Source organism: Streptomyces sp. VTCC 41912 (assembly GCF_045799175.1).
Classification (GTDB): domain Bacteria; phylum Actinomycetota; class Actinomycetes; order Streptomycetales; family Streptomycetaceae; genus Streptomyces; species Streptomyces albulus_C.
This window is the reverse complement of the sequence record NZ_JBJMAB010000030.1, coordinates 1-25093: the sequence shown is the minus strand read 5'-3', so window position 1 is coordinate 25093 and position 25093 is coordinate 1. Positions and strand designations below refer to the sequence as shown.

The following is a 25093-nucleotide window of genomic DNA, read 5'->3' as shown; positions in this document are numbered from 1 at the left end:
ACCCGCCGTCGGCCCTGTCCGGGCCGTCGCGGGGCGCCCGCCGCGCGCCTCAGGCCAGGAAGGCCGGGGCCGCGACGGGCAGGCTGAATCGGAACTGGGCGCCGCCGGCCGGGGCCCGGCCGACCGTGATCGTGCCGCCGTGGGCCTCGACGATGCCCTTGACGATGTAGAGGCCCAGCCCGGTGCCGCCGCGCTTGCTGCCCCGCCAGAAACGGGTGAACACGCGGCTCATCGACTCCTCGGGAATGCCGGGACCCTCGTCGCTCACGGTGACGCTCGTCCCCTCTCCACCACTGGTGTCCTTCGCCGGTCCGACCTCGATGGTGACGGTTCCCTCGCCGTGGCGCACCGCGTTTTCCAGGAGGTTGCCCAGCACCTGGTCCACCTTGTCCGGATCCGCCCACAGATCGGGCAGCGGTTCCCGCAACCGGATCAGGAAACGGTCCGGCAGCTGGCCCGCGGTGGTCTGCGCCTGCACGTGCCGCCGGACCGCGGCGATCATGTCGACCCGTTGGCGGCGGACCTCCAGCCGCCCGGAGTCGATCCGGGAGATGTCCAGCAGCTCGGCGATCAACCGGGTGACGCGGTTGGCGTCGGCGTCCACCGTCTCCAGCATCAGCCGCTTCTGGTCGTCGGTGAAGCGTTCCCACTTCTGGAGGAGGGTGGCGGTGAAGCCCTTGACGGAGGTGAGCGGCGACCGCAGCTCGTGGGCGACGGTGGCGATCAGCTCGGCGTGGCTCAGCTCGGTGCGCCGGCGCGCCTCAGTGCCGCGCAGCGCGATCACCAGGCGCCGCACCGGGCCGGTGGGCCGGGTGCGGACGTAGCGGGCGGACACCAGCACCTCGCGGCCCCCGAGCAGCAGGTTCCGCTCCGGCTGGCCGCGCCGGATGGCGAGCCCCCCGTACGGGTCGGTCAGCTGCCACCAGCGCCGGCCCTCCAGGTCCTGCAACGGCAGCGCGTCCCCGACCGGCCGCCCCAGCGCGGCCGGCGGCTCGATGCCGGTGATCCGGGCGGCGGCGGCGTTGAAGCAGATCACCCGACCGTGCTCGTCGGCGACGACGAGGCCGTCGGGAAGGTCGTCGGGGGCCAGGCCGAGGACCGTGCCGGCCGCCTCGGGCGGGCAGTCGTCAGCGGCGGCAGTGCTGGCCGAAGTCCTCGCCGTCATCGCCGTGTTACCCCCTTCCGGGCCGGAGCTGGCAAGACTACTAGCTCGGCCCGGCCCGACCGGCGGGATCGCGGCTACGCCCCTCCGGCGGGTGACGTCGCGCGGCAACCTCCGGTGGTGCGCTGGGCGCGCGCGGAGGCGTACAGGCACACCGCGGCGGCGGTCGCCAGGTTGAGGCTCTCGGCCTTGCCGTGGATCGGGACGCGCACGACGGCGTCCGCCAGCGCCCGGGTCTCCTCGGGCAGCCCCCACGCCTCGTTGCCGAACACCCAGGCGGTCGGCCCGCCCATCGCACCGGCGTCCAACTCCGCGTCCAGATCGCGGTCGCCGGCCCCGTCGGCGGCGACGATCCGCACCCCGACGCCCTGCAGCCCGGTGACGACCTGCTCGACCGGCACGCCCACCGCGACCGGCAGGTGGAAGAGCGAACCCACCGACGCCCGCACCGACTTGGGGTTGTAGAGGTCCACGGAGGCGTCGGTCAGCACCACCGCGTCGGCGCCCGCGGCGTCCGCGCAGCGCAGCACCGTACCGGCGTTGCCGGGGTCGCGGACGTTGGCCAGCACCGCGACCAGTTGCGGGCGGGCGGCGAGGACCTCCTCGAACGGCGAGTCCAGGAAGCGGCAGACGCCCACCAGCCCCTGCGGGGTGACGGTCTGCGAGACGTCCGCGACGGTCCTGTCGTCGGCGAAGTGCACCGGCACCCCGGCCGCCCGGGCCGCCTCGACGATCTCGACGTGCCGCTCGGCGGCCTCGACGGTGGCGAACAGCTCGATGAGGGTGGGCGCTCCACCGACCCGGTGCGCGACGGCCTCGCGGACGGCCTGCGGGCCCTCGGCGATGAACCGGCGTTCCTTGCCCCGGAAGTGGCGGCGGGCCAGTCGCCGGGCGGCGGCGACGCGCGGGGAACGCGGGGAGATCAGCTCGGGGGTGCCCATCGGCGGCGGCTCGCTTCTTTCGTTCGGTGCGGGCGCCCGAGACGGGCGCAGGGGGTCTCCCCCGGGGAGGGGCCGGGAGTTCGGGGGAGGGTCCGGAAACGCGGCGGACCCGCAGGCCGGGGCCCGCGGGTCCGCACTCGTGACGTCGTCACGACGTCACCACGCTGTCAGGCTGCGCCTCAGGCGGCGGCCTTCGGAGCGTTCACGTCGCTCGGCAGCGCCTTCTGGGCGGCCTCGACCAGCGCGGCGAACGCGTTGGCGTCGGTCACGGCCAGGTCGGCGAGGATCTTGCGGTCCACCTCGATGTTGGCGGCCTTCAGACCCTGGATGAAGCGGTTGTAGGTCATGCCGTTGGCGCGGGCAGCGGCGTTGATGCGCTGGATCCACAGCTGACGGAAGTCGCCCTTGCGCTTCTTGCGGTCGTTGTAGTTGTAGACGAAGGAGTGGGTCACCTGCTCCTTGGCCTTGCGGTACAGGCGGGAGCGCTGGCCGCGGTAACCGCTGGCCTGCTCCAGGATCGCCCGGCGCTTCTTGTGAGCGTTGACTGCCCGCTTGACGCGTGCCACTTGTTAACTCCTTGTAGCGGGGTCGTGGTGGTTCGTCACACGACCCGATTCGACGTGGGTCCCGGTTCGGTCGGTGCACCCCGCCCGTGTGGCGGAGCGCCCCGGCTCACTTGCCGAGAAGCTTCTTGATCTTCGCGGCGTCGCCCGGGGCCATCTCGGCGTTGCCGGTGAGGCGACGCGTCACGCGGGACGACTTGTGCTCGAGCAGGTGGCGCTTGCCGGCGCGCTCGCGCAGCACCTTGCCGGAGCCGGTGACCTTGAAGCGCTTGCTGGCACCGCTGTGCGTCTTGTTCTTCGGCATGCGCCGTTCTCTCCTCGTCAGTGGCGCTCCCACCGGCGGGGACCGGCATGCGGGAGCGTCAGATGTGTCGGTTGTTCCGGGGCGGGTGCCCCGGCGTGAATCCGGGGCAACTCACCCAAGAGGTCACGCCTCGGCGGGCTCCTCGGCGGGCGCCTCGGCAGCCTCCGCGGGAGCACCACCCTGGCGCTCTGCCTTGCGGGCGGCCTGCGCCTCGCGGGCCTCGGCCATCGCCTCGGTCTTCTTCTTGTGCGGACCGAGGACCATGATCATGTTCCGGCCGTCCTGCTTCGGGTTCGACTCGATGAAGCCGAGGTCCTGGACGTCCTCCGCGAGCCGCTGGAGCAGTCGGAAGCCCAACTCGGGGCGGGACTGCTCGCGACCACGGAACATGATCGTGATCTTGACCTTGTCACCCTGCTTGAGGAACCGAACGACGTGACCCTTTTTGGTGTCGTAGTCGTGCGGGTCGATCTTCGGCCGGAGCTTCATCTCCTTGATGACCGTGTGCGCCTGGTTCTTGCGCGCCTCACGGGCCTTCATAGCCGACTCGTACTTGAACTTTCCGTAGTCCATGAGCTTGCAGACCGGCGGACGGGCGTTCGCCGCCACCTCGACCAGGTCGAGGTCGTACTCCTGCGCAAGCTCCAGGGCCTTGGCAAGCGGCACAATGCCGACCTGCTCGCCACTGGGACCGACGAGTCGCACCTCGGGGACGCGAATCCGGTCGTTGATGCGGGGCTCGGCGCTGATGGATCCTCCTCGGTAGCACCACGCGACGGCCTGGCGGACTGCCGCGTAACGTCTGTTTCGGTGTGACCAACCGCGCCGGTACATGAAAAATGCCCCGACGGGACACAGGCGGGGCTCCACGTGGATCAGGAGCACCGCCGCGAAACATCCGCGGGGCGCAGCCGGACCGTTGACCCGCCAACCTGGGATCGGTCGGGTGGGAGATCGGAGCCTCCACTTGTGGGCCGGTCACCTATGTGTCCGGCCGGTCGCAGCAACCAGAATACACGAGTCAAGAGGGGAGCCGCACTCTCGTGCGGACGGATGACGCTCGCCGGACGAGAGGACACCTGCCGTCCCGGGGGACGACGGCGCCCGGGCGCGGGACCGCCGGGCGAGGGCCATAGGCTGGGGGCGACCCCCTCCAGCAGGAAGTGAAGCCCCAGCCCATGAGCGAGCAGACCCCCCAGCAGCCGGCCACCCCGGAGACCGCCGGCGCGGCGCGGCCCGACTTCGAGACCATGACCCGGGACATCTCGGAGGTCCCGGCCGTCGAGGTCATCACCACGGTCGCGGTGCACCTGATGAGCTCGGCGGCGGTCAACCTCGGGCTCGCCGAGGGCGGCGAGGACCACAAGGACCTCGACGAGGCCCGCAAGCTCATCCACGCACTGGCCGGGCTGGTCACCGCCAGCGCCACCGAGATCGGCTCGTACCACGCGGCACCGCTGCGGGACGGCCTGAAGTCGCTCCAGCTCGCCTTCCGCGAGGCGTCCGTGGTGCCGGACGAGCCGGGCCAGGGCCCCGGTGAGAAGTTCACCGGGCCGGTCTACGGCTGACCCCGGCGGGCGGACCCGCACGCGGCGACGAGCCCCGGCCGGATCGGCCGGGGCTCGTCGCCGTCGCAGGCCACCGCGGGCGCCTCAGACGCGACCGCCGGGAGCCGGTTCGTCCGGCTTGCTCGGCTCGCCGCGGGCGGCCCGGTCGGCGACCACCACCGGCTCCTGCGGCGGGTGGGTGATCTGGTGCACCACCGCCGCCAGTGCCCCGCCGATCAGGGGCGCGACGATGAAGAGCCACACCTGGGTGATGGCCGCACCGCCCGCGAAGATCGCCGGGCCGAGGCTCCGCGCCGGGTTCACCGAGGTGCCGTCCAGCGGGATGCCGATGAGGTGGACGGTGCCCAGGGCCAGACCGATCGCCAGGCCGCCGAAGCCCAGCACCGCCACCTTGTGCGTGACGCCGAGCACCACGAAGACGAACAGGAACGTCATCACGATCTCGGCGACGAACGCGCCGCCGAGGTTGATGTGCACCGCCGAGCGGTCGCCCCAGCCGTTCGTGCCGAACGCGGCGTGGGTCTGGAGCCCCGGCACCTGCTTGGCGACCAGGAAGAGCAGGGCCGCACCGACGATGCCGCCGAGGATCTGCGCGATCCAGTACTCGACGGCCGTTCGGACCGTGATGCGCCGGGCCAGCAGCATGCCGAGCGTCACCGCGGGGTTGATGTGGCAGCCCGAGATCGGGCCGAGGGCGTAGGCAAGCGCGAGCATGACGAATCCGAAGGCCAGGGCGATGCCGAAGGTGCCGATGTATTCGCCGGCCAGCACTGCCGCGCCGACGGCGAAGAACACCAGGAGCAGCGTGCCGAGGAATTCGGATACGACCGTGCGGGTCTCCGTGGTCTCCATGGGCTCTCCTCGCGTGGATCTTGAGCTCTCCTCGCATTGTGCGGCCCGGAGGACGAAGCCGCCCGTTGGGCACGGGCGGCGCACGAGCGTGATCCGGCGGATCAGCGCTGGTAGAGGGGCTCCCCGGAGGCTTCGGCGCCCGGCGGGAGGAGGGCCAGGTCCAGGCCGCGGACCAGTCGGCCGCGGAGGGTCTCGTCCGTGGACAGCGCCTGCGCCAGCCGCTGGGCCGCCTCGGCCGCGGCCGCACCCGGGGCGAGGCCGAGGGCGAGGGTGCCGTCGGTCTCGGCGGACGGCGTCAGGTGCGCCAGGACGACCGCGGGCTCGGCGGCGAGGACGGCCCGCAGCGCCTCGGTCACGGCCGGGTCGGCGAGCGGATCGGCGGTGGTCCGGCCCTCGGCGAGGGCCCGCAGGGCGGCGCCGGTCAGCTGGTACGTGGCGGGACCGGCCAGGTCGATGACGACCGTGTCGGCCTGCTCGTGCGCGGCGGCCAACAGGGCCTGCCGCAGCGGCACGGCGACCGGGCGGGCGTCCGGGCGCCAGCGCTGGAGCGTCTCCATGGAGGTGAAGGCCGGCAGGGCGCGACGCCCGTCGGGGGCGGTCAGCGTGGGCACCGCCATGTCGCTGGTCTTCTCCCGGCGCAGCCCGTCGGGGCCGGTCTCGACCTCGCCGAGGACCGCCACGACGGGGACCAGGAGGCGGGCGTCGGCCAGGGCCGTCAGGAGGGCGGGTTCGGTGCCGGGGTCCGCCGCGTACGCCGCGAGCGCCGCGGCGAGCGCGGGGTCCGCGGAGCCGTCGTCGTCGGCGAAACCGGGGTTGGGGATGTTCTTCTGCACCCCGCGAGACTATCCACGCCCGGTGCCCCGAACCACGCCCGCCCCCATGCCTCCACCCTCACCCGGCACGGCGGCCGAACGGCCCGCGCGGCGGACCGGCGGGACGGCCGGCGACCGGGGAGGTCAACCCACCGCGGAGGACCGCCGCCAGATGAGGACGGCGGCCGTGGTGAGGGCCAGGCCGGTGGCGGCGAGGGTCCAGGGGAGCCAGTTGACGGGGGTGTCGTCGGTGGGGTCCGCGACCGGGCCGGGGCCGAAGTAGCGGTGCGGGAAGGCGGCGGGGGCCGGTTTCTGGGGGGTGGGGGCGAGGTTCGCGGCGGCCTTGAGGGCGGCGGCGGGGTCGATGAGGCCGGCGCCGAAGTCGTCGTTGCGGCCGCCGTCGGGGCGGTGCTGGGCGGTGCTGGTGAGCAGGGTGCGGATCTGGGCGGGGCTGAGGTCGCGGTGGGCGGAGCGGATCAGGGCGATGGCGCCGGAGACGAAGGCGGCGGCGGGGCTGGTGCCCTGGCCGGAGACGTAGTCGGTGCCGTGGTCGGCCATGAGGATGTCGTTGCCGGGGGCGCAGACCGTCGCGTACCAGTGGCTGGTGGAGAAGGAGGCGCGGGCGTCCAGGTGGGTGACGGCGGTCACGGCGATGACGCCCGGGTAGGCGGCGGGGTACGAGACGTGGTTGCCCTTCTCGCCGCCGTTGCCGGCGGAGGCCACCACCGGGATGCCCTTGCCCAGGGCGTATTGGATCGCGGCGTCCTCGCGGGGGTCGGGGTGGGCGGTCTCGCTGTCGTCGCCGAGGGACATGTTGATCACGTCGGCGCCGTGGTCGGCGGCCCAGCGGATGCCGTCGGCGAGGGCGCCGGGCTTCTCGTCGCGGGCCCGCCGGCGGTCCGGGTCGCGGTCCTCCAGGATCACCCGGATCGGCAGGATCTTGGCCTCGGGGGCGATGCCGAGGATGCCGTCGGAGCGGCCGGCGCCGTGGCCGTGGCCGGCGATGACGCTGGCCATGCCGGTGCCGTGCTGGGCCCAGGTGGCGTCGCCGGGACGGGCGCCGAAGCCGATCAGGTCCTTCTCGGGCAGCACCTGGCCCTTGAGGTCGGGGTGGTCGGCGTCGACGCCGGTGTCGAGGACGGCGACGGTGGTGCCGGCGCCCTTGGTGGTCCGCCAGGCGTCCTGGGCGTGCACCGCCGCCAGGCCCCACTGCTGGGCGCGGATGGCGTCCGCACGGGCGGGCAGTGCGGGCAGGACGGCCAGGGCGGCGGAGGCCAGGGCGACGGTCGCGGCCCGCAGCGCGGACTTGATCATGGCGCTTCCTCCGTGGGCGACGCGGGGATGCCGGACGCCGCGCGGAAGGTCGCGGTGACCTTGTCCGCCAGGCCCTTGGCGTCGTGGCCGAGTCCGGACTCGGCGGGGGCGGTGGCGGTGCCGGGCTGGACCGCGGCGTCGGCGGGCTGCGGGTCGGTGACCTCGCGGCCGTCGGCGAAGCCGGAGACGGCGTAGACCACGACCGGGATGTCGGTGAGTATCCGCACCGTCCAACTGGCGCGCTGGGCCGGGCCGAAGCCCTCGGCCGGGGTGCCCCGGGCCGCCAGCGGCAGCGGCATCAGGGCCGCGCGGGTGGCCAGGTTGTGGGTGCTGAAGCGGGCGTTGAGGTCCATCATTCCGGACCGGTCCGCCTTGGTGGTCTGGGCGCCGACGGTGATGACGTCGGTGCGGGTGGCGTCGACGTAGGTGGCGCGCAGCAGGCGGGCGCAGCCGGCCGGGGCGAGTTCCTTGGCGAGCGGGCCCTCGGCGGCGGCGGTGCAGTCGGCGTCGGGGGCGACGGCGATCCGGATCCAGGTGCGGTCGGCGCCGCCCGGGCCGGCGGCCAGGCCCTCGACGGTGCGCGGGAAGAGGGTGTCGACGGGGGTGTTGCGCCAGGCGTCCTGGCCCTTGGCGAAGGCGGCCTCGGGCGTCGGGGTGCCCTTGGCGGGGGACTCGGTGAGCCAACTGCCGGCTGCCGCACCGCCCATGAGGCCGATGCCGAGGACCAGGCTGACGGCCGCGGCGACGATCCGGGTGCTCGGCAGTCGTTCGGCCCACGAGCGGCGCGGGACGGGCTCGACTCCCGCGGGGCCGGCGGGAGTTGCCGGCCAGGGCGGGGCAGCCGGGGCCGGTGGGGTCGGCGTCGGGGTCGGTGGGGGTGGGGTCGGCGCGGGGGCCGGGGCGGTGGGGGGCGGCGGCTGGGCCGGGGCGGTGGGGGGCGGCGGCTGGGCCGGGGCCGGGCTGGTGCGGGCGGCCGGCTCGTCCCACAGGGACGCGCTGTTGGCGAGGTGGAAGGCCGCGGTGTCGCGGAACGAGCGCGGGGCGTCGGTGGGCGGCGGCGGCGCGGCGGGCGGTTCGGCGCGCGGGCGCGGCGGGGCGGTCGGCGGGGCCGACGGGCGGGGTGGTGCGGCGGGGGCCGGCGGGGCGGCGGGGGCCGTGGGGGGCGCGGGGGCCGCCGGGGGTGCGGAGGCCGGGGCGGCCTCGGCGGGGAGCGGCTGCCGGGCGGCCGGGGGCGCGGCGGGATCGGCGGGTTTCGCGGGGACCGGGCGCAGGACGGTGGTCTTGGGATCCTCGTCGGCGGGCGGCTCGGCGGGGCGGCGCGGCGGGCGCGGGGGTATGGGCGGGATGCGCGGAGCATCGGCGTAATCGGCGTCGGCGCTCACCAGCGCTCCCCCTCGCACGGTGTGCCCCGGACCCGACAAGCAATCGGGGCAGGGTGGTTCGTATCCGGACAACACGCCGCTGACCTGCTGGTTGCGGTGTCGAGCCACTGTAAGGGCTGCCCCGGTCACTGCTCCAACCCCCGCGCACCGGGGCGTCGCTTCCGGTGGGGTTCGTCCCCCTACCCAGCGGTAGCGGCGTCTGGCAGGCTGCGGGCCATGCCGCAGCACTCCGCCGACGCGTACGCCGCCACCGCCGCTCCCCGGGCCCTCGACTCCGCCGGAGCCGGCCGGAGCCCGGTCGACCGGGCCACCGCCCACCTCGACGCGCCGCTGGCCGTCGTCGACCTGGCGGCCTTCGACGCCAACGCCGACGATCTGGTGCGCCGTTCGATGGGCAAGCCGATCCGGGTGGCCAGCAAGTCGGTGCGCTGCCGGGCGCTGCTGGAGCGGGTGCTGGCGCGGGACGGCTTCGCGGGGATCATGAGCTTCACGCTGGCCGAGTCGCTGTGGCTGGCGCGGTCGGGGTTCGAGGACGTGCTGCTGGCGTACCCGTCGGCGGACCGGGCCGGCTTCGCTGCGTTGGCCGCGGACCCGGGGCTCGCCGCGGCGGTGACCGTGATGGTCGACGACCCGGCGCACCTGGACCTGATCGACGCCGCGCGCCCGGCCGGCCCGGGCAGCGGCGCCGAGATCCGGGTCTGTCTGGAACTGGACACCTCCTTCCGGCTGGCCGGCGGGCGGGTCCGGATCGGCGCGCGGCGGTCACCGCTGCGCGACCCGCGGGCGCTCGCCGCGCTGGCCCGGACCGTCGTCCGGCGCCCCGGCTTCCGGGTGGTGGGGCTGATGGCCTACGAGGGGCACGTGGCGGGGGTGGGCGACGAGGTCGCCGGGAAGCCGGTGCGCTCGCGGACGATACGGCTGATGCAGGCGGCGGCCCGCAAGGAACTGGCGCAGCGGCGCTGGGCGGCGGTGCGGGCGGTGCGGGCGGTGGTGCCGCGGCTGGAATTCGTCAACGGCGGCGGGACCGGGAGCGTGCAGCACACCGCGGCGGAGGCGGCGGTGACCGAGATAGCGGCCGGTTCGGGGCTGTACGTGCCGCGGTTGTTCGACAACTTCCGCTCGTTCCGGGGCCGGCCGGCGGCGCTCTTCGCGCAGCCGGTGGTGCGGCGGCCGGGGCCCGGTGTCGTCACGGCGCTGGGCGGCGGCTATCCGGCGTCGGGCGTGGCCGGGGCGGACCGGCTGCCGGAGCCGTACCTGCCGGCCGGGCTGCGCTACGACCCGCAGGAGGGGCCGGGCGAGGTGCAGACGCCGCTGCTGGGGGCGGCGGCGGACGGGCTGGCGGTCGGCGACAAGGTGTGGTTCCGGCACGCCAAGGCGGGCGAGCTGTGCGAGCGGTTCGCGGAACTGCACCTGGTCGAGGGGGACCGGGTGGTGGGGACGGTGCCGACGTACCGGGGCGAGGGCCACACCTTCCTGTAACGGTGTCACAGGCCGGCGGTGCGGCCCTCGCGCGGTCGGCCGGCGGGCCGGGTCAGCCGTGGATGCGGTCCTGCTGGTCGGCGACGACGGTGCCGTCGGGGCGACGGACCGGTCCGAGGGAACCGTCGGTGTTGGTGTAGCCCTTGGTGGCGCACGGGTAGGCGCCGGACTTGCGGGGCAGCGGGTCGATGAACATCGGGTTGACCACCCAGCGGCCGTCCGCGTCGTCGTAGCCGCGGCACATCAGCTCGTCCTTGTTGCGGTTGATGGCCAGGTGGGCGCCGGTGGCGTCGTCGACGAAGGTGACGTCGGTGTTGGCGTCGCCGCCGCCCAGGGCGATGCGGTGCGCGGGGTCCTGCTTCCGCCACGCCTCGGCGCCCCTGATCCCGTAGATCTCCTGGTTGATCCAGCAGCGCTTGCCGTCGACGTACGGGATCGCCTCGCCGGGGCCGTCCTTGACGCCGCCGCAGCCGGCGATGGTGGTGGTGAGCCGGCCGTGGCGGACGCGGTTGCGTATGCCGATGGTGTGCCGGGCGTCCACCCCGACGCCGCCGGACCACGCCTCGGCGACGGTCTCCGACGAGGCGGAGACGATGTAGACGTCGAAGCCGGCCGCCTTCAGCGTGCGGATCAGGTCCTTCTGCTGGTCGTAGTAGCGGATGTAGCCGGCCAGCTTGTGGGTGCCGACGGTCTGCACGGCGCCGATCGGCGCGGCGAGGTTCTCGGCGCGGGCCCGCTTGGCGTACGCGGTGAGGGTGGCGGGCTTCAGGCCGGCGAACAGCTGGGGGACCCAGGCGTATTCGGGGACCGTGCGGCGGTGGTTCCACTCGCCGGCGAAGGCCGGGGCGCCGCTCATGGTCTTGGCCTCGCCGCGGATCTCCATGAGCTCGTCGGCGCAGGCGGTGTTGGTGGAGGTGCGCAGCGGGCGGCCGGGGGTGCCGGTGCCGCAGGCCCGGGTCAGGGCCCGGTCGGCGGCGGCGGTCAGCCAGGGGCTGGTGTCCCGCCAGCTCTTGGGCCGGGGCACCTTGTCGTGCCGGACCATCCAGGCCAGCGTGGCGTCGGAGATGTCGTTCTTGACGACGGTGTTGTCCCAGTCGAAGGCGGCGACCGGGCGGGGCCCGGTCGAGAGGGGCTGCGCGGAGCGCATCCGGCCGGGGCGGTGGTCGGGCGACGGGTGGGCGGAACAGGTGCCGCGCTCGTCGATCATCTTCTGGAGTTTGGCGCGGTTGTCGCCGTACCAGGGGACGTCCTTGGACAGCTGCGGGCAGTGCGCGCGGGCGGTGGCCGGGCCGGGTGTGGCGGCGGTGGCCGGCACCGTGGCCGTGAGGGCGGTCAGGGCGGCGGCCCCGGCGAGGCCGAGGGCGAGCAGGCGCCGGGTGGGGGCGGTCATGTGTCCTCCGTGGTCAAGGGGGGAAGCACGCCGGGACCGGCACGCGGAGGCGCCGGTCCCGATGTTGATCATGGAGACTACAGGGCGGCTACACGGGGGTGACGTAGGCGCCGGCGATGCCGCCGTCGACGAGGAACTCGGCGGCGTTGACGAACGAGGAGTCGTCGCTGGCGAGGAAGGCGACCGCGGCGGCGATCTCCTCGGGCTCGGCGAACCGGCCGACCGGGACGTGCACCAGGCGGCGCGCGGCGCGCTCGGGGTCCTTGGCGAACAGCTCCTTGAGCAGCGGGGTGTTGACCGGCCCCGGGCAGAGCGCGTTGACGCGGATGCCCTCGCGGGCGAACTGGACGCCCAGCTCGCGGGACATGGCCAGCACGCCGCCCTTGGAGGCGGTGTAGCTGATCTGCGAGGTCGCGGCGCCCATCACGGCCACGAAGGACGCGGTGTTGATGATGGAGCCGCCGCGCCCGGTCTGCTCGAACTGGCGCTGCATGTAGGGCAGGGCGTGCTTGCAGCAGAGGTAGACGGAGGTGAGGTTGACCTCCTGGACGCGCTTCCAGGCGTCCAGGCCGGTGGTGAGGATGGAGTCGTCGTCGGGCGGCGAGATGCCGGCGTTGTTGAAGGCGACGTCCACCGAGCCGTAGGTGTCGAAGGCGGTCTTGTAGAGCGCCTCGACCTGTTCGGCGTCGGTGACGTCGACCTGGACGAAGGTGCCGCCGACCTCTTCGGCGGCGGCCTTGCCGGCCGTCTCGTCGATGTCGGCGCAGACGACGTTGGCGCCCTCGGCGGCCAGGCGGCGGGCGGTGGCCAGGCCGATGCCGCTGCCGGCCCCGGTGATCACGGCGGTCCGGCCGACGAGGCGGCGGCACACGGCGGTCTGGTCGGTCACTTGCTCTCCTCGCGGGTGGTGGCGGTGCGGGTTGCGGTGCGGATCACGAGCCGGCCGGCTCGGTGGCGATGAAGACGTTCTTGGTCTCGGTGAACGCGGCCAGCGCGTCCGGGCCCAGCTCGCGGCCGATGCCGGACTGCTTGAAGCCGCCGAACGGCGTCCAGTAGCGCACGCTGCTGTGGGAGTTGACGGAGAGGTTGCCGGCCGCGACGGCGCGCGAGACGCGCAGCGCCCGGCCGACGTCGCGGGTCCACAGCGAGCCGGAGAGGCCGTACTCGGTGCCGTTGGCGAGCCGGACGGCCTCCGCCTCGTCCTCGAAGGGGAGGACGACGGCGACAGGGCCGAAGACCTCCTCGACGGCGGCGCGGTCCTCGGGGCGGCCTTCCAGGACGGTCGCCGGGTACCAGAAGCCCTTGCCGGCCGGGGCCGCGCCGCGGATGGCGGCCGGTGCGTCCTCGGGGACGTAGGACCGTACGCGGTCGCGCTGGGCGGCGGAGATCAGCGGGCCCATCTGGGTGGCCGGATCGGCCGGGTCGCCGACCGTGAACGCCTTGACGGCGGGCTCCAGCAGCTCCAGGAAGCGGTCGTAGACGCTGCGCTGGACCAGGATGCGGCTGCGGGCGCAGCAGTCCTGGCCGGTGTTGTCGAGGAAGGAACCGGGGGCGGCGGCCGCGGCGGCCTCGACGTCGGCGTCGGCGAAGACGATGTTGGGGCTCTTGCCGCCGAGTTCGAGGGTGAGCCGCTTGGTCTGCGCGGCGCACTGGGCGGCGATCCGCCGGCCGGTGGCGGTGGAGCCGGTGAAGACGACCTTGGCGACGCCGGGGTGGTCGACCAGCGCGCTGCCGGTGACCGGGCCCTCGCCGGGCAGCACCTGGAAGAGGCCCTCCGGGAGCCCGGCCTCCAGGGCGAGTTCGGCGAGCCGGAGCGCGGTCAGCGGGGTGGTCTCGGCCGGCTTGAGGAGGACCGCGTTGCCGGCCGCGAGGGCGGGGGCGGTGCCCCAGGCGGCGATCGGCATCGGGAAGTTCCAGGGGGCGATGACGGCGACCACGCCGAGCGGTTCCTGGAAGGTGACGTTCAGGCCGCCGGCCACCGGGATCTGGGTGCCGGTCAGGCGCTCCACTCCCCCGGCGGCGTAGTGCAGCAGGTCACGGACGTTGCCGGCCTCCCAGCGGGCGTTGCCCAGGGGGTGGCCGGCCTCGCGCAGCTCCAGTTGGGCCAGCGGCTCGATCTGGGCGTCGACGGCGTCGGCGAACCGGCGCAGCAGCCGGGCCCGGTCGCCGGGGGCCACCTCGGCCCACGCCGCCTGGGCGGCGGCGGCCCGGCGGACGGCCGCGTCGACCTCGACGGGCGAGGTGGTGGGGACGGTGGCCACCACCTCCTCGGTCGCCGGGTTGAGGATGGTCAGCTCTTGCAGCACGGGCGTTCCTTACATGCGCTCGAAGGAGCGGAAGCGCTCCCAGTCCGTGACGGCGGCGTCGTAGGCGTCCTGTTCGACGCGGGCCATGTGGCGGTAGTGGTCGACGACCTCGTCGCCGAAGGCGGCGCGGGCGATCGGGCTGCGCTCCCACAGCTCGGCGGCCTCGCGCAGGGTGGTGGGGACGTGCGCGGCGTCGCCGTTGTAGGCGTTGCCGGTGGTGGCGTCGGGGAGTTCGAGCGCGTGCTCTATGCCGTACAGGCCGGCCGCGACCATGCCGGCGACCGCGAGGTAGGGGTTCACGTCGCCGCCGGGCAGGCGGTTCTCCAGGCGGTGGGAGCGGCCGTGGCCGACCACCCGCAGGGCGCAGGTGCGGTTGTCCGGGCCCCAGGCGACGGCGGTGGGCGCGAACGAGCCGGGGCGGAACCGCTTGTAGGAGTTGATGTTGGGGGCGTAGAGCAGTGTGAAGTCGCGCATCGCGGCGAGTTGGCCGGCGAGGAAGTGCCGCATGGTCTGGGACATGCCGTGCGGGCCGGTCTCGTCGGCCAGCACCGGGCGGCCCTGCTCGTCCTGGAGCGAGAGGTGGATGTGGCAGGAATTGCCCTCGCGCTCGTCGTACTTGGCCATGAAGGTGAGCGCCATGCCCTCCTGGGCGGCGATCTCCTTGGCGCCGGTCTTGTAGATGCTGTGCTGGTCGCAGGTGATGAGCGCCTCGTCGTAGACGAACACGATCTCGTGCTGGCCGAGGTTGCACTCGCCCTTGGCGGACTCCACGGTCATGCCGGCCGCGCCCATCTCGTTGCGGATCCGGCGCAGTACCGGCTCGACCCGGCCGGTGCCGAGGACGGAGTAGTCGCCGTTCCACTGGTTGGCCGGGGTCATCCCCCGGTAGCCGCGGGACCAGGCGTCCTCGTAGGTGTCCTTGAAGACCATGAACTCCAGCTCGGTGCCGGCGTACGCGCGCCAGCCGCGCTCGGCCAGCCGGTCGAGCTGGTGGCGGAGGATCTGGCGGGGGGAGGCGACGACCGGTGAGCCGTCGTGCCAGGCCAGGTCGGCGGTGATCAGGGCGGTGCCGGGGTTCCAGGGGGTGCGGCGGAGGGTCGCCGCGTCGCCGTGCATGGCGAAGTCGCCGTAGCCGCGCTCCCAGGAGGACATCGCGTAGCCGTCGACGGTGTTGAGGTCGACGTCGACCGCGAGGAGGTAGTTGCAGCCCTCCGTGCCGTGTTCGAGGACGGTGTCGAGGAAGTAGCGGGCGGCGAACCGCTTGCCCTGGAGCCTGCCTTGCATGTCGGTGAAGGCGAGGACGACAGTGTCGATCTCCCCGTTGTCGACGAGGACGCTGAGCTCCTCGACGGAGAGCGGGGGCCTGCGGTCTGCCACGGTGGTGCCTCCTGTCGCTGCATCCGGAGGTCATAAGGTAGGCACACGAACCATTGCTTGGGAAGGGGTTCCGATGGACGGTGCGGCTGATCGGCTGGCGCCGGTGCTGCGGCCGGTCCGGGCGGGCAACGGCTTCGAGGAGGCGCTGGAGCAGATACTCCAGATCGTCCGCCTCGGACTGGTCCCGCAGGGCGAACGGCTGCCCGCCGAGCGGGAGTTGGCGGAGCGGCTCCAGATCAGTCGGGTCACCCTGCGCGAGGTGCTCAAGGTGCTCCAGGACGAGGGTCTGGTGGAGAGTCGGCGCGGCCGCTACGGCGGCACGTTCGTCCGGGTGCGCACCGAGAACCCGGGCGAGGCGGAGCTGCGGCGCCGGATCGACAAGACCGACGTCGAGGACATCCTCCGCTTTCGCGAGGTGCTGGAGGTCGGCGCGGCCGGGCTGTGCGCGGCGCACGGACTCTCCGACGACCAGGCGGAGCAGCTGCGCGCGGCGCTGGCCGCGACCGAGGACGCCCCGCTGGCCGACTACCGGCGGCGCGACACGCTGCTCCACCTGACCTTGGCGGAGCTGTCCGGCTCGCCGTCGCTGGCCGCCCAGTACGCCGCGGTCCGGGCCGGCGTCAACGACCTGTTGGACTGCATCCCGCTGCTGGTGCGGAATCTGGAGCACTCGCAGACGCAGCACGCCGCGCTGGTGGAGGCGGTGTTGGAGGGCGACGCGGACGGCGCCCGCGAGGTGATGCGGGAGCACTGCTGCGGCACCGCGGCCCTGCTGCGCGGCTTCCTGGCGGCGCCGGCCCGCTAGGCGAGCGCCCCGCCCGCGCCTCTCGGCCATGCCGCCAGTCTTTTCCGCACGGGTCTTGCGCTGAGCCCCCAGGACGACAAAGGTATGCGGCTAAACCTTTACTTCGGTTGTCCCCGCAAGGCAGGAGCGGCTCATGGCCGACAGCACCCGTGCGCAGACCGCAGCGACCGCCGCCTCCTCGGACGGCGGGCCCCCGGGCGAGGGCGCCTCCTACCTGGAGCGGCGGACGCTGCGCCGCGGCAGCGCCGGCCCCCTGCTGCTGACCGGCCTGGGGGTGGCCTACGTCGTCTCCGGCGACTTCTCCGGCTGGAACAACGGGCTGGCGCAGGGCGGTTTCGGCGGGCTGGCGATCGCCGCGGTCCTGATGGGCCTGATGTACACCTGCCTGGTCTTCGCCCTGGCGGAGCTGGCCTCGATCCTGCCCACCGCGGGCGGCGGCTACGGCTTCGCCCGGCGCGCGCTGGGCACCTGGGGCGGCTTCCTGACCGGCACCGCGATCCTCATCGAGTACGTCCTGGCACCGGCCGCGATCTCCCTGTTCATCGGCGACTACGTCGAATCGCTGGGCCTGTTCGGCCTGCACTCCGGCTGGCCCGTCTACCTCGCCTGTTTCGTGCTCTTCATCGGGATCCACCTGTGGGGCGTGGGCGAGGCGCTGCGGTTCAGCCTGGTGGTCACGGCGGTGGCGGTCGCCGCGCTGCTGGTCTTCGCGGTGGCCGCGTTCAGCAACTTCCACGTGGACACCCTCAACGACATTCCGGTGAAGTCCGGTGCCTTCGGGGCGAGTTCGTGGCTGCCGTTCGGGGTGCTGGGCATCTGGGCGGCGTTCCCGTTCGGGATGTGGTTCTTCCTGGGGGTGGAGGGCGTCCCGCTGGCCGCCGAGGAGACCAAGGACCCGGCGCGCGTGCTGCCCCGGGCGATGGCGGCCGCGATGGGCGTGCTGCTGCTCCTCGCCGTGGTCACCTTCACCGCGGCGACCGGGGCGCGCGGTTCGGCCGCGATCCAGTCCGTCGGCGACCCGCTGGTCCAGGCGCTCCAGCCGCACGGCACCCCGACCACGATCAGCCGGATCGTCAACTACGCCGGGCTGGCCGGACTGGTGGCGTCGTTCTTCTCGCTGATCTTCGCCGGGTCCCGGCAGCTCTTCGCGCTCTCCCGGGCCGGCTACCTGCCCCGCTTCCTCTCCCTGACCAGCCGCCGCAAGGCGCCCTACCTGGGGTTGCTGGTCCCCGGCGCGCTGGGCTTCGCACTCGCCGCGGCCACCGGCGACGGCGCCCGGATGCTCAACGTCGCGGTCTTCGGCGCCACCATCTCCTACGCGCTGATGGCCCTTTCGCACCTCGTGCTGCGCCGCCGCGAGCCCGGCCTGGAGCGCCCGTACCGGACCCCGGGCGGCATGCTGACCTCCGGCGTCGCCTTCGTCCTGGCGTGCTCGGCGCTGGTGGCGACGTTCCTCGTCGACGAGGAGGCCGCCTTCATCGCGCTCGGCGTCTACGGGGTCGCGCTGGCCTACTTCGCCTTCTACTCCCGCCACCGGCTGGTGGCCGCCGCGCCCGAGGAGGAGTTCGCGGCGCTGGCCGCCGCCGAGGCCGAACTCGCCCGCGACTGACCCCCGCACCACGGCCCACCGCACCACCGCACCGCACCGGAGGAACCGCCCGATGTCCCAGCCGCAGCCGCCCCTCATCGGCATCAGCACCTACCAGGAAGAAGCCCGATGGGGCGCCTGGGCACTGCCCGCCGCCCTCGTGCCCGCCGGCTACCCCCGTCTGGTGCGGCGCGCCGGCGGGCTGGCGGCGCTGCTGCCGCCCGGCGACCCGGAGACCGCCGCGGCGACCGTCGCACGGCTGGACGGACTGGTGATCGCGGGCGGCGCGGACATCGCCCCGGCCCGCTACGGCGCGCAGCCGCACCCCCGCACCGGGCCGCCCGCACTGGACCGGGACGCCTGGGAACTCGCCCTGATCGAGGCGGCGTTGGCGGCCCGGGTGCCGCTGCTGGGCATCTGCCGCGGGCTCCAACTGCTGAACGTGGCGCTCGGCGGCACCCTCGTCCAGCATCTGGACGGTCACGCCGGCCCGCCCGGGGTCTTCGGCCGGCACGAGGTCACCTCCGTGCCCGGCACCCTGCTGGCGGCGACGCTGCCCGAGCCGGTGGCCGTGCCGACCTACCACCACCAGGCGGTGGACCGGCTCGGCAGCGGGCTGGTGGTCTCGGCCTACGCGGAGGACGGCACCGTCGAGGCCGTGGAGCTGCCGGGCGCGCCGGCCCTCACCCTGGCGGTGCAGTGGCATCCGGAGGCCGGCGAGGACACCCGGGTGATGGACGCGCTGGTGGCCGCGGCCCGTGGCACCGCTCCGGCCGGCGTCTGACCTCCGGGCGGCCGGCCGGCGCCTCACCCCCGGAAGTCGTCCGACACCCCCACCAGCAGCACCCGGCTGTCCGGAGCCAGCGCGCGCCAGCGGTGGGCGACGCCGCCGGCGCAGTAGAGGGTGTCGCCCGGGCCGAGTTCGTGGCGCTGCCCGTCCGCCTCGGCCTCCACCGCGCCCTCGATCACGTACATGACCTCGTCGTGCGGGTGCCGGAAGGTGCGTTGCCAGTCGTGCCGGCCGGTGAACTCCAGGGCGTGCAGCTGCTGGTGGCCGCGGACCAGCGGGCGCACCCGGCCGGCCTCGCCGTCCTCGGGGACCGCGGCGGAGTCGGCCCGCACCACGTCGACCGTGCGCGGCCCGTCGGCGGCGGCCAGCAGGCGGACCGCGGTGGTCTCCAGGGCGTCGGCGATCAGTTGGAGCGAACGCATGCTGGGGCGGGCCCGGTCGTTCTCCACCTGGCTGAGGAAGGGCGCGGAGAGTCCGGTGGCGCGGGCGAGGTCGGCCAGCGTCAACTCCCGTGCCCGGCGCCGCCGTCGGACGGCCGCCCCCACCCGCGGCACCGCCGTCGCGGCCTCGGTCCCGCTCATCCCTCGCTCCTCACCGGCACCATCGCGCACTCCTCGTCGAGCTCCTTATTGAGGCGTTCACAGCCCTGCAACACACCGGTCCTAGCGTCTACGCTGTTTGATCCCATCAAACAAAGTTTGACAAGACGTAGTTTGACGAGGGGATTCTCGGCATGAAGCCCGGCCTGACCGCAGTCGATCAAAACACACGCCGCCGCCGCGGCACCGGCCTGATCGCGCTCGACCCCACCACCGCGTACGACGGCTACACGCTCTACGCCCCGCTCACCGGCGGCGGCCAGGTCCTGCTGGTCGACCTGCACGGCGACGTCGCCCACCGGTGGCAACTGCCGCACCGCCCCGGCCGCCACGCCCGCATCCTGCCCAACGGCAACCTCGCCTACAACGCCACCCTGCCCGACCAGAAGGCGCTCTTCCCGATGTGGCACAAGTACCGCGGCGGGCTGATGCAGGAGATCGCTCCCGACGGCACGGTGCTGCGCTCCTTCACCGATCCGCTCCAGCACCACGACGCCCATCACTACGGCGACGGGCGGATCCTGTACTCCGCACTGGAGCCGCTGACCGGCGACCGGGCCGCGGCGGTCCGCGGCGGCGTAGCGGGCTCCGAACCGGCCGGCACGGTCTACGCGGACACCCTGCGCGAGGTCGACGCCGACGGGCGGTTGCTCTGGTCCTGGAACGCCGCGGACCACCTCGACCCGGACGCCTACGCCCTGCACCCCGCCTACTCCCGCGAACACTGGCCGCTGATCAACTCCGTGCTGCCGCTGGCCGACGGAGACGTGCTGGTCAGCCTGCGCAGCTCCTCCGCGGTGATCGTCGTCAACCGCGCCACCGGCGAGGTCCGTTGGCGGACCGCACCGGGCCTGGTCTCGCAGCAGCACCACCCCACCGAGCTGCCCAACGGCAACTTCCTGATCTTCGACAACGGCGTCTTCCGGCCCGACTGCGACGTCCCCTACTCCCGTGTCATCGAGGTGGACCGGGCGACCGGCGCGGTGGTCTGGGAGTACCACGACCCGGCCCGCGAGGCGTTCTTCGCGCCCTTCATGGGCAGCGCCCAGCGGCTGCCCAACGGCAACACCCTGGTCACCGACTCCCCCGGCGGCCGGCTCTTCGAGGTCACCACCGAGGGCCGGCTGTGCTGGGAGTACGTCGTCCCCGAGTTCGGCGCCTACCGCGAACCCGAGGTCGGCGAGCTGTTCCCGACCCAGAACAACGCGGTCTTCCGCGCGTACCGCTACGCCGCGGCCGAACTGCCCTGGCTGAAGCGGCAGGTGTGAGCGATGACCGCCCCCGGGTCCGCGCCCGCCACGGCACCGGTGGACGCGCGGGTCCCGCCGTCCCGACTGGTGCCGCTCGCCGCCCAGCACGTCCTGGCGATGATCGCCGCCCCGGTGTCCACCGTCTTCCTGCTGGCCGGCGGCTTGCACCTGTCGCCCGACCGCACCGCCGGCCTGCTCAGCGCCACCCTGGTGCTGTGCGGCGTCGGGTCGCTGCTCCAGTCGTTCGGGGTGCTGCGGATCGGCGCCCGGCTGCCGTTCGTGATGCTCCCCGGCGGCGCGGCCGCCGCCCTCTTCCTGCAGATCGCCCGTGAGCACGGCGCGGCCACCGCGTCCGGCTCGGTGCTGCTCGCGGCCCTCCTGCTGCTGGCCGTGCTGCCGCTGTACGGACGGATCGTACGGTTCTTCCCGCCGCTGGTGATGGGCACGACGGTGCTGGTCATCGGGGTCAACATGGTCGCCGTGGCGGCCCCGATGGCGGCCGCCGGCAGCGGGGTGGCACTGGTCACGGTCGCCGCGACCGCACTGGGCTTCCTGCTGCTGCGCGGCGTCTGGCGGCAGCTGTCGGTCCTGCTCGGCATGGCGGTGGGCACCGCGGTGGCGGCGCTGGCCGGCACCCCGTTCCGCGCCGTCCCCGGGGACGCGGTCCTCGCCCTGCCCCGCCTCCTGCCCTACGGCGTCCCGCACTTCGACCTGCTCGCCGCGCTGCCGCTGCTGGTCTTCGCCCTCGCCTCGCTCGCCGAGGCGACCGGTCAGACGGTGCTCAACAGCGAGGCGGTGGGCCGGACCCCGGAACCGGCCCGCGACGTGCCGCGCACCGCCCGCGCGGACGCGGTGGCCTCCCTCGTCGCCGGGCTGTTCGGCGGCCCGACGATGGTGACCAGCGCGGAGAACATCGGCATCGTCCGACTCACCGGCGTGCGCAGCCGGTTCGTGACCGCGGCGGCCGGGGCGCTGCTGGTGCTCGGCGGGCTGCTGGCCCCGGTCACCCGGCTGCTGGCCGCGCTCCCGGTGCCGGTGGTCGGCGGCGCCGCCCTGGTGATCTACGCGGTGATCGCCGCCATGGGGATCGACATGCTGCGCCGCACCGACCTCGGCGACCGCGCCGCCTCCACCGTCGTCGCCCTGACCCTCCTCGCCGGCCTGCTCCCGGTGCTGGCCCCGACGCTGTACGCGCCGCTGCCCGGTTGGGCGCACACCCTCTTCGGCAGCGGGGTGCCGGCCGCCGCGCTCACCGCCGCGGTGCTCTCGGCGCTCTTCCGCCGACTGGACGCGACGGGCCGGGCGGCACCGGCCGGGGCGGGCTGACCGCAGCGGGCCGGGGCCGTCGGCCCGCCGGGGGCCGGCCCGGTCACGGCGCGCCGCGGGTCAGCCCGAGCAGGTCGCGGGCCGGCCCCACCGGGCGCTGGCCGACCCGCCACACCGCGCGCAGTTCCCGCCCCAGGCGCAGACCGCGCACCGGGACCTCCACCAGCCGGCGGGCCGTCAACTCCTCGCGGACCGCCAGCTCGCTCAGCACGGACGGGGCCGCCTCACTGACCACCGCGGACTTCACCGCGGTGGTCGAGGCGAGCTCCAGCAGCGGCGCGGCCAGCCCACCGGCCCCGGCCAGCGCCGCGTCCAGCACCTGACGGGTGCCCGAACCGCGTTCCCGCAGGATGAGCGGGGTCGCGGCGAGTTCGGCGGCGGTCAGTTCGGTGCGCCGCCTGGTCCAGGGGTGGGACGGGGCGGCCACCACGACCAGCCGGTCGTGCCCGATCACCGCGCCGTCCAGTCCGGCCGGCACGTCCAGCCCCTCCACGAACCCGAGGTCCGCCTCACCGGCCAGCAGCCGGTCGGCGACCGCCCGGGTGTTCCCGGCCGACAGCGACACCGCGGTCCCCGGGCGCTGGGTGCGCAGCGCGATCAGCCACCCGGGCAGCAGGTACTCGGCGATGGTCATGCTGGCCACGACGCGCAACCGGGAGTCGCGTTGGCCGCGCAGCGCCTGAGTGCCCACGTCGAACGCCTCCGCCGCCTCCACCACCCGGCGCGCCCAGTCGGTGACCAGGGCCCCGGCCTCGGTCAGCCGGGACCCGCGCGGCGACCGCTCGACCAGCGCCACCCCCAACTGCCGTTCCATGGACCGGATCCGGCTGCTCGCGGCGGGCTGGGTGATGCCCTGTGCCCGGGCGGCCCGGCCCAGGCTGCCCAGCCGCGCGACGGCCAGCAGCAGTTCCAGCGCCCCGAGGTCCGGCACCCGGTGGTGCAGCGGCACCCCGGCGCCCTCTTCCGCGGGCTCCGGCCGCGGTCCCGCATTCTCCACACTCATAACCCCAGCTTATGCCCTCATAGACACGACGTCCCTGGTGGGCGCCGCCCGCAGCGGAGACGCTGCTGTCATGTCAACGCTCGCCCAGACCCCGTCCAGGATCCCCGTCGCCCTCCGCGACGACGCCCCCGACACCGGCCCCTCGGTGCGCCACCTCGGCCCGAACTGGTACGCCGCCGTCATGGGCACCGCGATCGTCGCCAACGCCGGGGCGACGCTGCCGTCGTCCTTCCCCGGCCTGCGCACCGGCTGCCGGGTGGTCTGGGCGCTGTCGGCGCTGATGCTGCTCGCCCTGCTGGCCGCGCGCACCGTGCACTGGGTCCGCCACCGCGACCAGGCCCGCCGCCACCTGCTCGACCCCACCGTCGCCCCGTTCTACGGATGCCTGGCGATGGCGCTGCTCGCCGTCGGCGGCGGCACCCTCGCGGTCGGCAAGGACCTGCTCGGCACACCCGCCGCGGTGGCCGTCGACGCCGTGCTGTGGAGCGCCGGGACGCTGGTCGGCCTGGCCACGGCGGCCGGCATCCCGTACCTGATGGTGGTGCGGCACCGGATCACCGAGGGCAGCGCCTCACCGGTGTGGCTGCTGCCGCTGGTCGCCCCCATGGTGTCCGCGGCACTGGGCCCCGCGCTGGTGCCCCACCTGCCGCCCGGCCAGGCACAGGAGGCGATGCTGCTGTCCTGCTACGCACTGTTCGGGATGTCGCTGCTGATGACCGTGCTCGTCCTGCCGCTGGTGGTCAGCCGACTGTTCCACCACGGGCCGCTACCGCTCGCCCTCACCCCCACCCTCTTCCTCGTCCTGGGCCCGCTGGGCCAGTCCACCACCGCCGTGCACAACCTCGCCGACGCCGCCCCCGGCGTCGTCCCCCCGCCCGCCGCGCACGCCATGGCCGCCTTCGCGATGCTCTACGGGGTGCCGGTACTGGGCTTCGCACTGCTGTGGCTGGCACTGGCCCTGGCACTGGTGGTGCGCGCGGTCCGCCACGGAATGGGCTTCGCGATGACGTGGTGGGGCTTCACCTTCCCCGTCGGGACATGCGTCACCGGCGCCGCGGGCCTGGCCCGACAGACCTCACTGGCGGCCTTCGGCTGGCTCGCGGTGGCCCTCTACGCGTGCCTGGTGACCGCGGTCGCGGTGGCCGGGACCCGCACCGCCCGCGGACTGCTGAACGGCACCCTGCTGGCCCCGCCGCCGCAGCCCGCCGCCCCGGCCCGGCACCCGGCCGCTGCGTAGCGGCGCACCGGCGTGCGGCTCACGGCCCGGGCCGGCGGCCCGGACCGCGAGCGCCCAGGGCCGCGGCCAACACCTCCGGCGCCGCCACCAACGAGGGCCCGTACCAGGTGAGATGGCGTCCGCTGACCAGCGCGGCGGGCAACCGCGGGAACGCCTCGGGCCCGTCCGCCGCGGTGAAGCAGTACGGCTCGTCGGGCAGCACGACCAGGTCGGCCGGGACGGCGTTGAGGTCGTCGAGCGGAATCCGCGGGTACCGGTCGGCGTGGTCGGCGTAGACGTTGCGCACCCCGAGCCGCGCCAACACGTCCCCGGCGAAGGTGTCGCGGCCCAGCACCATCCAGGGCCGCCGCCAGATGGGCACCACCGCGGCCCGCCCCGGCGGCCGGGGCGGCAACGCCCGCCAGACGTCCTCGGCGGCATCCAACCAACCGGGCCGGGCCACCCCGCAACCCTCCACCAGCACCCGGGCCAACTCCCGGAACGCCTGCTCCAGGGTGCGGACCTCGGTGACCATGACGGCCACCCCGGCCGCCCGCAGCGCGTCGAGATCCTGCGGGCGGTTCTCCTCCTCGTTGGCGAGCACCAGGTCCGGCGCCAGATCCACGATCCGGGCGATATCCGGATTCTTCGTGCCACCGATCCGCGAGACGTCCAGACCGGCCGGATGCGTGCACCAGTCGGTCGCCCCCACCAACACCCCGGGCGCGCTCACCGCCACCGCCTCCGTCAACGACGGCACCAGTGACACCACCCGCCGCGTCGTGCTCCGCAAGGTCATTCCCTCACGGTACGCGCTGGCGCGCGGGGGGCTTCCCACGTTGTCGGCGTTCCCGCCGTGGGTCGTCTCGCCGTTGCGCCTGCGGCGCGTTGCCGCTGCGCGGGGCTTCTTCCCACGTGGTCGGCCGTCCCGCCGTGGGGGGTTTCGCCGTTGCGCCTGCGGCGGGCGGGGCCGCTGCGCGGGGCTTGTGGGGTGCGGTGACGGGCCTGCGGGGGTGGTGTGCAGGACTGCTGCGCTTTACGTCCTGCACACCACCCCCTCCGGCCC

General features: G+C 74.3%; 24 protein-coding genes. 8 read left to right on the top strand and 16 right to left on the bottom strand.

The window, feature by feature from the left end:
* Positions 1 to 49 precede the first annotated feature (49 nt).
* From ACJ6WD_RS30640 to infC, 5 genes are all read right to left on the bottom strand, one after another.
* Positions 50 to 1165 (bottom strand): sensor histidine kinase KdpD, encoded by a 1116-nt coding sequence (locus ACJ6WD_RS30640; protein WP_233657999.1) that lies wholly within the window; start codon positions 1163 to 1165, stop codon positions 50 to 52.
* Positions 1166 to 1239: 74 nt separating this feature from the next.
* On the bottom strand, positions 1240 to 2103 hold the full coding sequence (locus tag ACJ6WD_RS30635; protein ID WP_016576625.1) for an RNA methyltransferase: 864 nt from the start codon (positions 2101 to 2103) through the stop codon (positions 1240 to 1242).
* Between the two features lie 179 nt (positions 2104 to 2282).
* A complete protein-coding gene (rplT, locus tag ACJ6WD_RS30630) occupies positions 2283 to 2669 on the bottom strand; it encodes a 50S ribosomal protein L20 (RefSeq protein ID WP_016576626.1) in 387 nt (128 codons plus the stop codon).
* Between the two features lie 106 nt (positions 2670 to 2775).
* A complete protein-coding gene (gene rpmI, locus ACJ6WD_RS30625) occupies positions 2776 to 2970 on the bottom strand; it encodes a 50S ribosomal protein L35 (protein WP_016576627.1) in 195 nt (64 codons plus the stop codon).
* Positions 2971 to 3093: 123 nt separating this feature from the next.
* On the bottom strand, positions 3094 to 3804 hold the full coding sequence (infC, locus tag ACJ6WD_RS30620; RefSeq protein WP_174505020.1) for a translation initiation factor IF-3: 711 nt from the start codon (positions 3802 to 3804) through the stop codon (positions 3094 to 3096).
* Between the two features lie 344 nt (positions 3805 to 4148).
* Here infC and ACJ6WD_RS30615 point away from each other — a divergent pair, with 344 nt between their 5' ends.
* Complete coding sequence (locus tag ACJ6WD_RS30615; protein ID WP_233658000.1) at positions 4149 to 4538, top strand: DUF1844 domain-containing protein; 390 nt, start codon at positions 4149 to 4151, stop codon at positions 4536 to 4538.
* An 84-nt stretch (positions 4539 to 4622) separates the two neighbouring features.
* On the opposite strand, the gene ACJ6WD_RS30610 is transcribed toward ACJ6WD_RS30615, so the two are convergent.
* The 4 genes from ACJ6WD_RS30610 to ACJ6WD_RS30595 all read right to left on the bottom strand — a co-directional run bounded on the left by ACJ6WD_RS30610 (position 4623) and on the right by ACJ6WD_RS30595 (position 8898).
* The gene (locus ACJ6WD_RS30610; RefSeq protein WP_037683204.1) at positions 4623 to 5390 is read right to left on the bottom strand and encodes an MIP family channel protein; all 768 of its coding nucleotides are present in this window, start codon (positions 5388 to 5390) and stop codon (positions 4623 to 4625) included.
* Between the two features lie 101 nt (positions 5391 to 5491).
* Positions 5492 to 6223 carry an SseB family protein gene (locus tag ACJ6WD_RS30605; RefSeq protein WP_407616973.1) on the bottom strand — a complete coding sequence of 244 codons (732 nt, stop codon included), beginning with the start codon at positions 6221 to 6223 and terminating at the stop codon, positions 5492 to 5494.
* A 123-nt stretch (positions 6224 to 6346) separates the two neighbouring features.
* Positions 6347 to 7516, bottom strand: coding sequence for a type VII secretion-associated serine protease mycosin (gene mycP / locus ACJ6WD_RS30600; RefSeq protein ID WP_376446897.1), 1170 nt, complete (start codon positions 7514 to 7516; stop codon positions 6347 to 6349).
* Positions 7513 to 8898, bottom strand: coding sequence for a hypothetical protein (locus ACJ6WD_RS30595; protein ID WP_407616972.1), 1386 nt, complete (start codon positions 8896 to 8898; stop codon positions 7513 to 7515). The genes mycP and ACJ6WD_RS30595 overlap by 4 nt, the downstream gene beginning before the upstream one ends.
* Positions 8899 to 9114: 216 nt before the next feature.
* On the opposite strand from ACJ6WD_RS30595, the gene ACJ6WD_RS30590 reads away from it, so the two are divergent.
* Positions 9115 to 10377 carry an amino acid deaminase/aldolase gene (locus ACJ6WD_RS30590; RefSeq protein WP_233658003.1) on the top strand — a complete coding sequence of 421 codons (1263 nt, stop codon included), beginning with the start codon at positions 9115 to 9117 and terminating at the stop codon, positions 10375 to 10377.
* Between the two features lie 52 nt (positions 10378 to 10429).
* Here the strand turns inward: ACJ6WD_RS30590 and ACJ6WD_RS30585 are convergent, their stop codons facing one another.
* The 4 genes from ACJ6WD_RS30585 to ACJ6WD_RS30570 all read right to left on the bottom strand — a co-directional run bounded on the left by ACJ6WD_RS30585 (position 10430) and on the right by ACJ6WD_RS30570 (position 15450).
* Complete coding sequence (locus ACJ6WD_RS30585) at positions 10430 to 11767, bottom strand: haloacid dehalogenase-like hydrolase (RefSeq protein WP_376446900.1); 1338 nt, start codon at positions 11765 to 11767, stop codon at positions 10430 to 10432.
* An 88-nt stretch (positions 11768 to 11855) separates the two neighbouring features.
* Positions 11856 to 12656 carry a 3-oxoacyl-ACP reductase gene (locus ACJ6WD_RS30580; RefSeq protein WP_016571531.1) on the bottom strand — a complete coding sequence of 267 codons (801 nt, stop codon included), beginning with the start codon at positions 12654 to 12656 and terminating at the stop codon, positions 11856 to 11858.
* Positions 12657 to 12699: 43 nt separating this feature from the next.
* Positions 12700 to 14073 carry an aldehyde dehydrogenase gene (locus ACJ6WD_RS30575; RefSeq protein ID WP_233658005.1) on the bottom strand — a complete coding sequence of 458 codons (1374 nt, stop codon included), beginning with the start codon at positions 14071 to 14073 and terminating at the stop codon, positions 12700 to 12702.
* A gap of 9 nt (positions 14074 to 14082) precedes the next feature.
* On the bottom strand, positions 14083 to 15450 hold the full coding sequence (locus ACJ6WD_RS30570) for a glutamine synthetase family protein (RefSeq protein ID WP_233658006.1): 1368 nt from the start codon (positions 15448 to 15450) through the stop codon (positions 14083 to 14085).
* Positions 15451 to 15523: 73 nt separating this feature from the next.
* Here ACJ6WD_RS30570 and ACJ6WD_RS30565 point away from each other — a divergent pair, with 73 nt between their 5' ends.
* The 3 genes from ACJ6WD_RS30565 (at position 15524) to ACJ6WD_RS30555 (ending at position 18627) form a co-directional block, all read left to right on the top strand.
* Positions 15524 to 16255 carry a FadR/GntR family transcriptional regulator gene (locus ACJ6WD_RS30565; RefSeq protein WP_016571534.1) on the top strand — a complete coding sequence of 244 codons (732 nt, stop codon included), beginning with the start codon at positions 15524 to 15526 and terminating at the stop codon, positions 16253 to 16255.
* A gap of 133 nt (positions 16256 to 16388) precedes the next feature.
* The gene (eat, locus tag ACJ6WD_RS30560) at positions 16389 to 17864 is read left to right on the top strand and encodes an ethanolamine permease (RefSeq protein ID WP_016571535.1); all 1476 of its coding nucleotides are present in this window, start codon (positions 16389 to 16391) and stop codon (positions 17862 to 17864) included.
* A gap of 52 nt (positions 17865 to 17916) precedes the next feature.
* A complete protein-coding gene (locus ACJ6WD_RS30555; RefSeq protein ID WP_331247628.1) occupies positions 17917 to 18627 on the top strand; it encodes a gamma-glutamyl-gamma-aminobutyrate hydrolase family protein in 711 nt (236 codons plus the stop codon).
* 23 nt (positions 18628 to 18650) lie between these two features.
* On the opposite strand, the gene ACJ6WD_RS30550 is transcribed toward ACJ6WD_RS30555, so the two are convergent.
* Complete coding sequence (locus tag ACJ6WD_RS30550) at positions 18651 to 19214, bottom strand: helix-turn-helix domain-containing protein (protein WP_407616971.1); 564 nt, start codon at positions 19212 to 19214, stop codon at positions 18651 to 18653.
* Between the two features lie 152 nt (positions 19215 to 19366).
* Between ACJ6WD_RS30550 and ACJ6WD_RS30545 the strand changes: the two genes are divergently transcribed.
* Positions 19367 to 20500: an aryl-sulfate sulfotransferase gene (locus tag ACJ6WD_RS30545; protein ID WP_331247627.1), complete on the top strand. Its 1134-nt coding sequence runs from the start codon at positions 19367 to 19369 to the stop codon at positions 20498 to 20500.
* Positions 20501 to 20503: 3 nt separating this feature from the next.
* Positions 20504 to 21808: a uracil-xanthine permease family protein gene (locus tag ACJ6WD_RS30540; protein WP_376446902.1), complete on the top strand. Its 1305-nt coding sequence runs from the start codon at positions 20504 to 20506 to the stop codon at positions 21806 to 21808.
* A gap of 43 nt (positions 21809 to 21851) precedes the next feature.
* Here the strand turns inward: ACJ6WD_RS30540 and ACJ6WD_RS30535 are convergent, their stop codons facing one another.
* The gene (locus tag ACJ6WD_RS30535; protein ID WP_376446903.1) at positions 21852 to 22811 is read right to left on the bottom strand and encodes a LysR family transcriptional regulator; all 960 of its coding nucleotides are present in this window, start codon (positions 22809 to 22811) and stop codon (positions 21852 to 21854) included.
* 70 nt (positions 22812 to 22881) lie between these two features.
* On the opposite strand from ACJ6WD_RS30535, the gene ACJ6WD_RS30530 reads away from it, so the two are divergent.
* Positions 22882 to 24048, top strand: coding sequence for a TDT family transporter (locus tag ACJ6WD_RS30530; protein ID WP_407616970.1), 1167 nt, complete (start codon positions 22882 to 22884; stop codon positions 24046 to 24048).
* Positions 24049 to 24067: 19 nt separating this feature from the next.
* Here the strand turns inward: ACJ6WD_RS30530 and ACJ6WD_RS30525 are convergent, their stop codons facing one another.
* Entirely contained in the window at positions 24068 to 24826 is a 759-nt protein-coding gene (locus ACJ6WD_RS30525; protein WP_407616969.1) for a helical backbone metal receptor, read from the bottom strand.
* Positions 24827 to 25093 lie beyond the last annotated feature (267 nt).

Excerpts from the sequence above, each read along its gene's own strand:
- ACJ6WD_RS30640 (WP_233657999.1), bottom strand. The coding sequence starts at position 1,165 with ATGACGGCGAGGACTTCGGCCAGCACTGCCGCCGCTGACGACTGCCCG.
- ACJ6WD_RS30635 (WP_016576625.1), bottom strand. The coding sequence starts at position 2,103 with ATGGGCACCCCCGAGCTGATCTCCCCGCGTTCCCCGCGCGTCGCCGCC.
- rpmI (WP_016576627.1), bottom strand. The coding sequence starts at position 2,970 with ATGCCGAAGAACAAGACGCACAGCGGTGCCAGCAAGCGCTTCAAGGTC.
- infC (WP_174505020.1), bottom strand. The coding sequence starts at position 3,804 with ATGTACCGGCGCGGTTGGTCACACCGAAACAGACGTTACGCGGCAGTC.
- ACJ6WD_RS30615 (WP_233658000.1), top strand. The coding sequence starts at position 4,149 with ATGAGCGAGCAGACCCCCCAGCAGCCGGCCACCCCGGAGACCGCCGGC.
- ACJ6WD_RS30610 (WP_037683204.1), bottom strand. The coding sequence starts at position 5,390 with ATGGAGACCACGGAGACCCGCACGGTCGTATCCGAATTCCTCGGCACG.
- mycP (WP_376446897.1), bottom strand. The coding sequence starts at position 7,516 with ATGATCAAGTCCGCGCTGCGGGCCGCGACCGTCGCCCTGGCCTCCGCC.
- ACJ6WD_RS30590 (WP_233658003.1), top strand. The coding sequence starts at position 9,115 with ATGCCGCAGCACTCCGCCGACGCGTACGCCGCCACCGCCGCTCCCCGG.
- ACJ6WD_RS30585 (WP_376446900.1), bottom strand. The coding sequence starts at position 11,767 with ATGACCGCCCCCACCCGGCGCCTGCTCGCCCTCGGCCTCGCCGGGGCC.
- ACJ6WD_RS30565 (WP_016571534.1), top strand. The coding sequence starts at position 15,524 with ATGGACGGTGCGGCTGATCGGCTGGCGCCGGTGCTGCGGCCGGTCCGG.
- eat (WP_016571535.1), top strand. The coding sequence starts at position 16,389 with ATGGCCGACAGCACCCGTGCGCAGACCGCAGCGACCGCCGCCTCCTCG.
- ACJ6WD_RS30555 (WP_331247628.1), top strand. The coding sequence starts at position 17,917 with ATGTCCCAGCCGCAGCCGCCCCTCATCGGCATCAGCACCTACCAGGAA.
- ACJ6WD_RS30550 (WP_407616971.1), bottom strand. The coding sequence starts at position 19,214 with ATGAGCGGGACCGAGGCCGCGACGGCGGTGCCGCGGGTGGGGGCGGCC.
- ACJ6WD_RS30545 (WP_331247627.1), top strand. The coding sequence starts at position 19,367 with ATGAAGCCCGGCCTGACCGCAGTCGATCAAAACACACGCCGCCGCCGC.
- ACJ6WD_RS30540 (WP_376446902.1), top strand. The coding sequence starts at position 20,504 with ATGACCGCCCCCGGGTCCGCGCCCGCCACGGCACCGGTGGACGCGCGG.
- ACJ6WD_RS30535 (WP_376446903.1), bottom strand. The coding sequence starts at position 22,811 with ATGAGTGTGGAGAATGCGGGACCGCGGCCGGAGCCCGCGGAAGAGGGC.
- ACJ6WD_RS30530 (WP_407616970.1), top strand. The coding sequence starts at position 22,882 with ATGTCAACGCTCGCCCAGACCCCGTCCAGGATCCCCGTCGCCCTCCGC.
- ACJ6WD_RS30525 (WP_407616969.1), bottom strand. The coding sequence starts at position 24,826 with ATGACCTTGCGGAGCACGACGCGGCGGGTGGTGTCACTGGTGCCGTCG.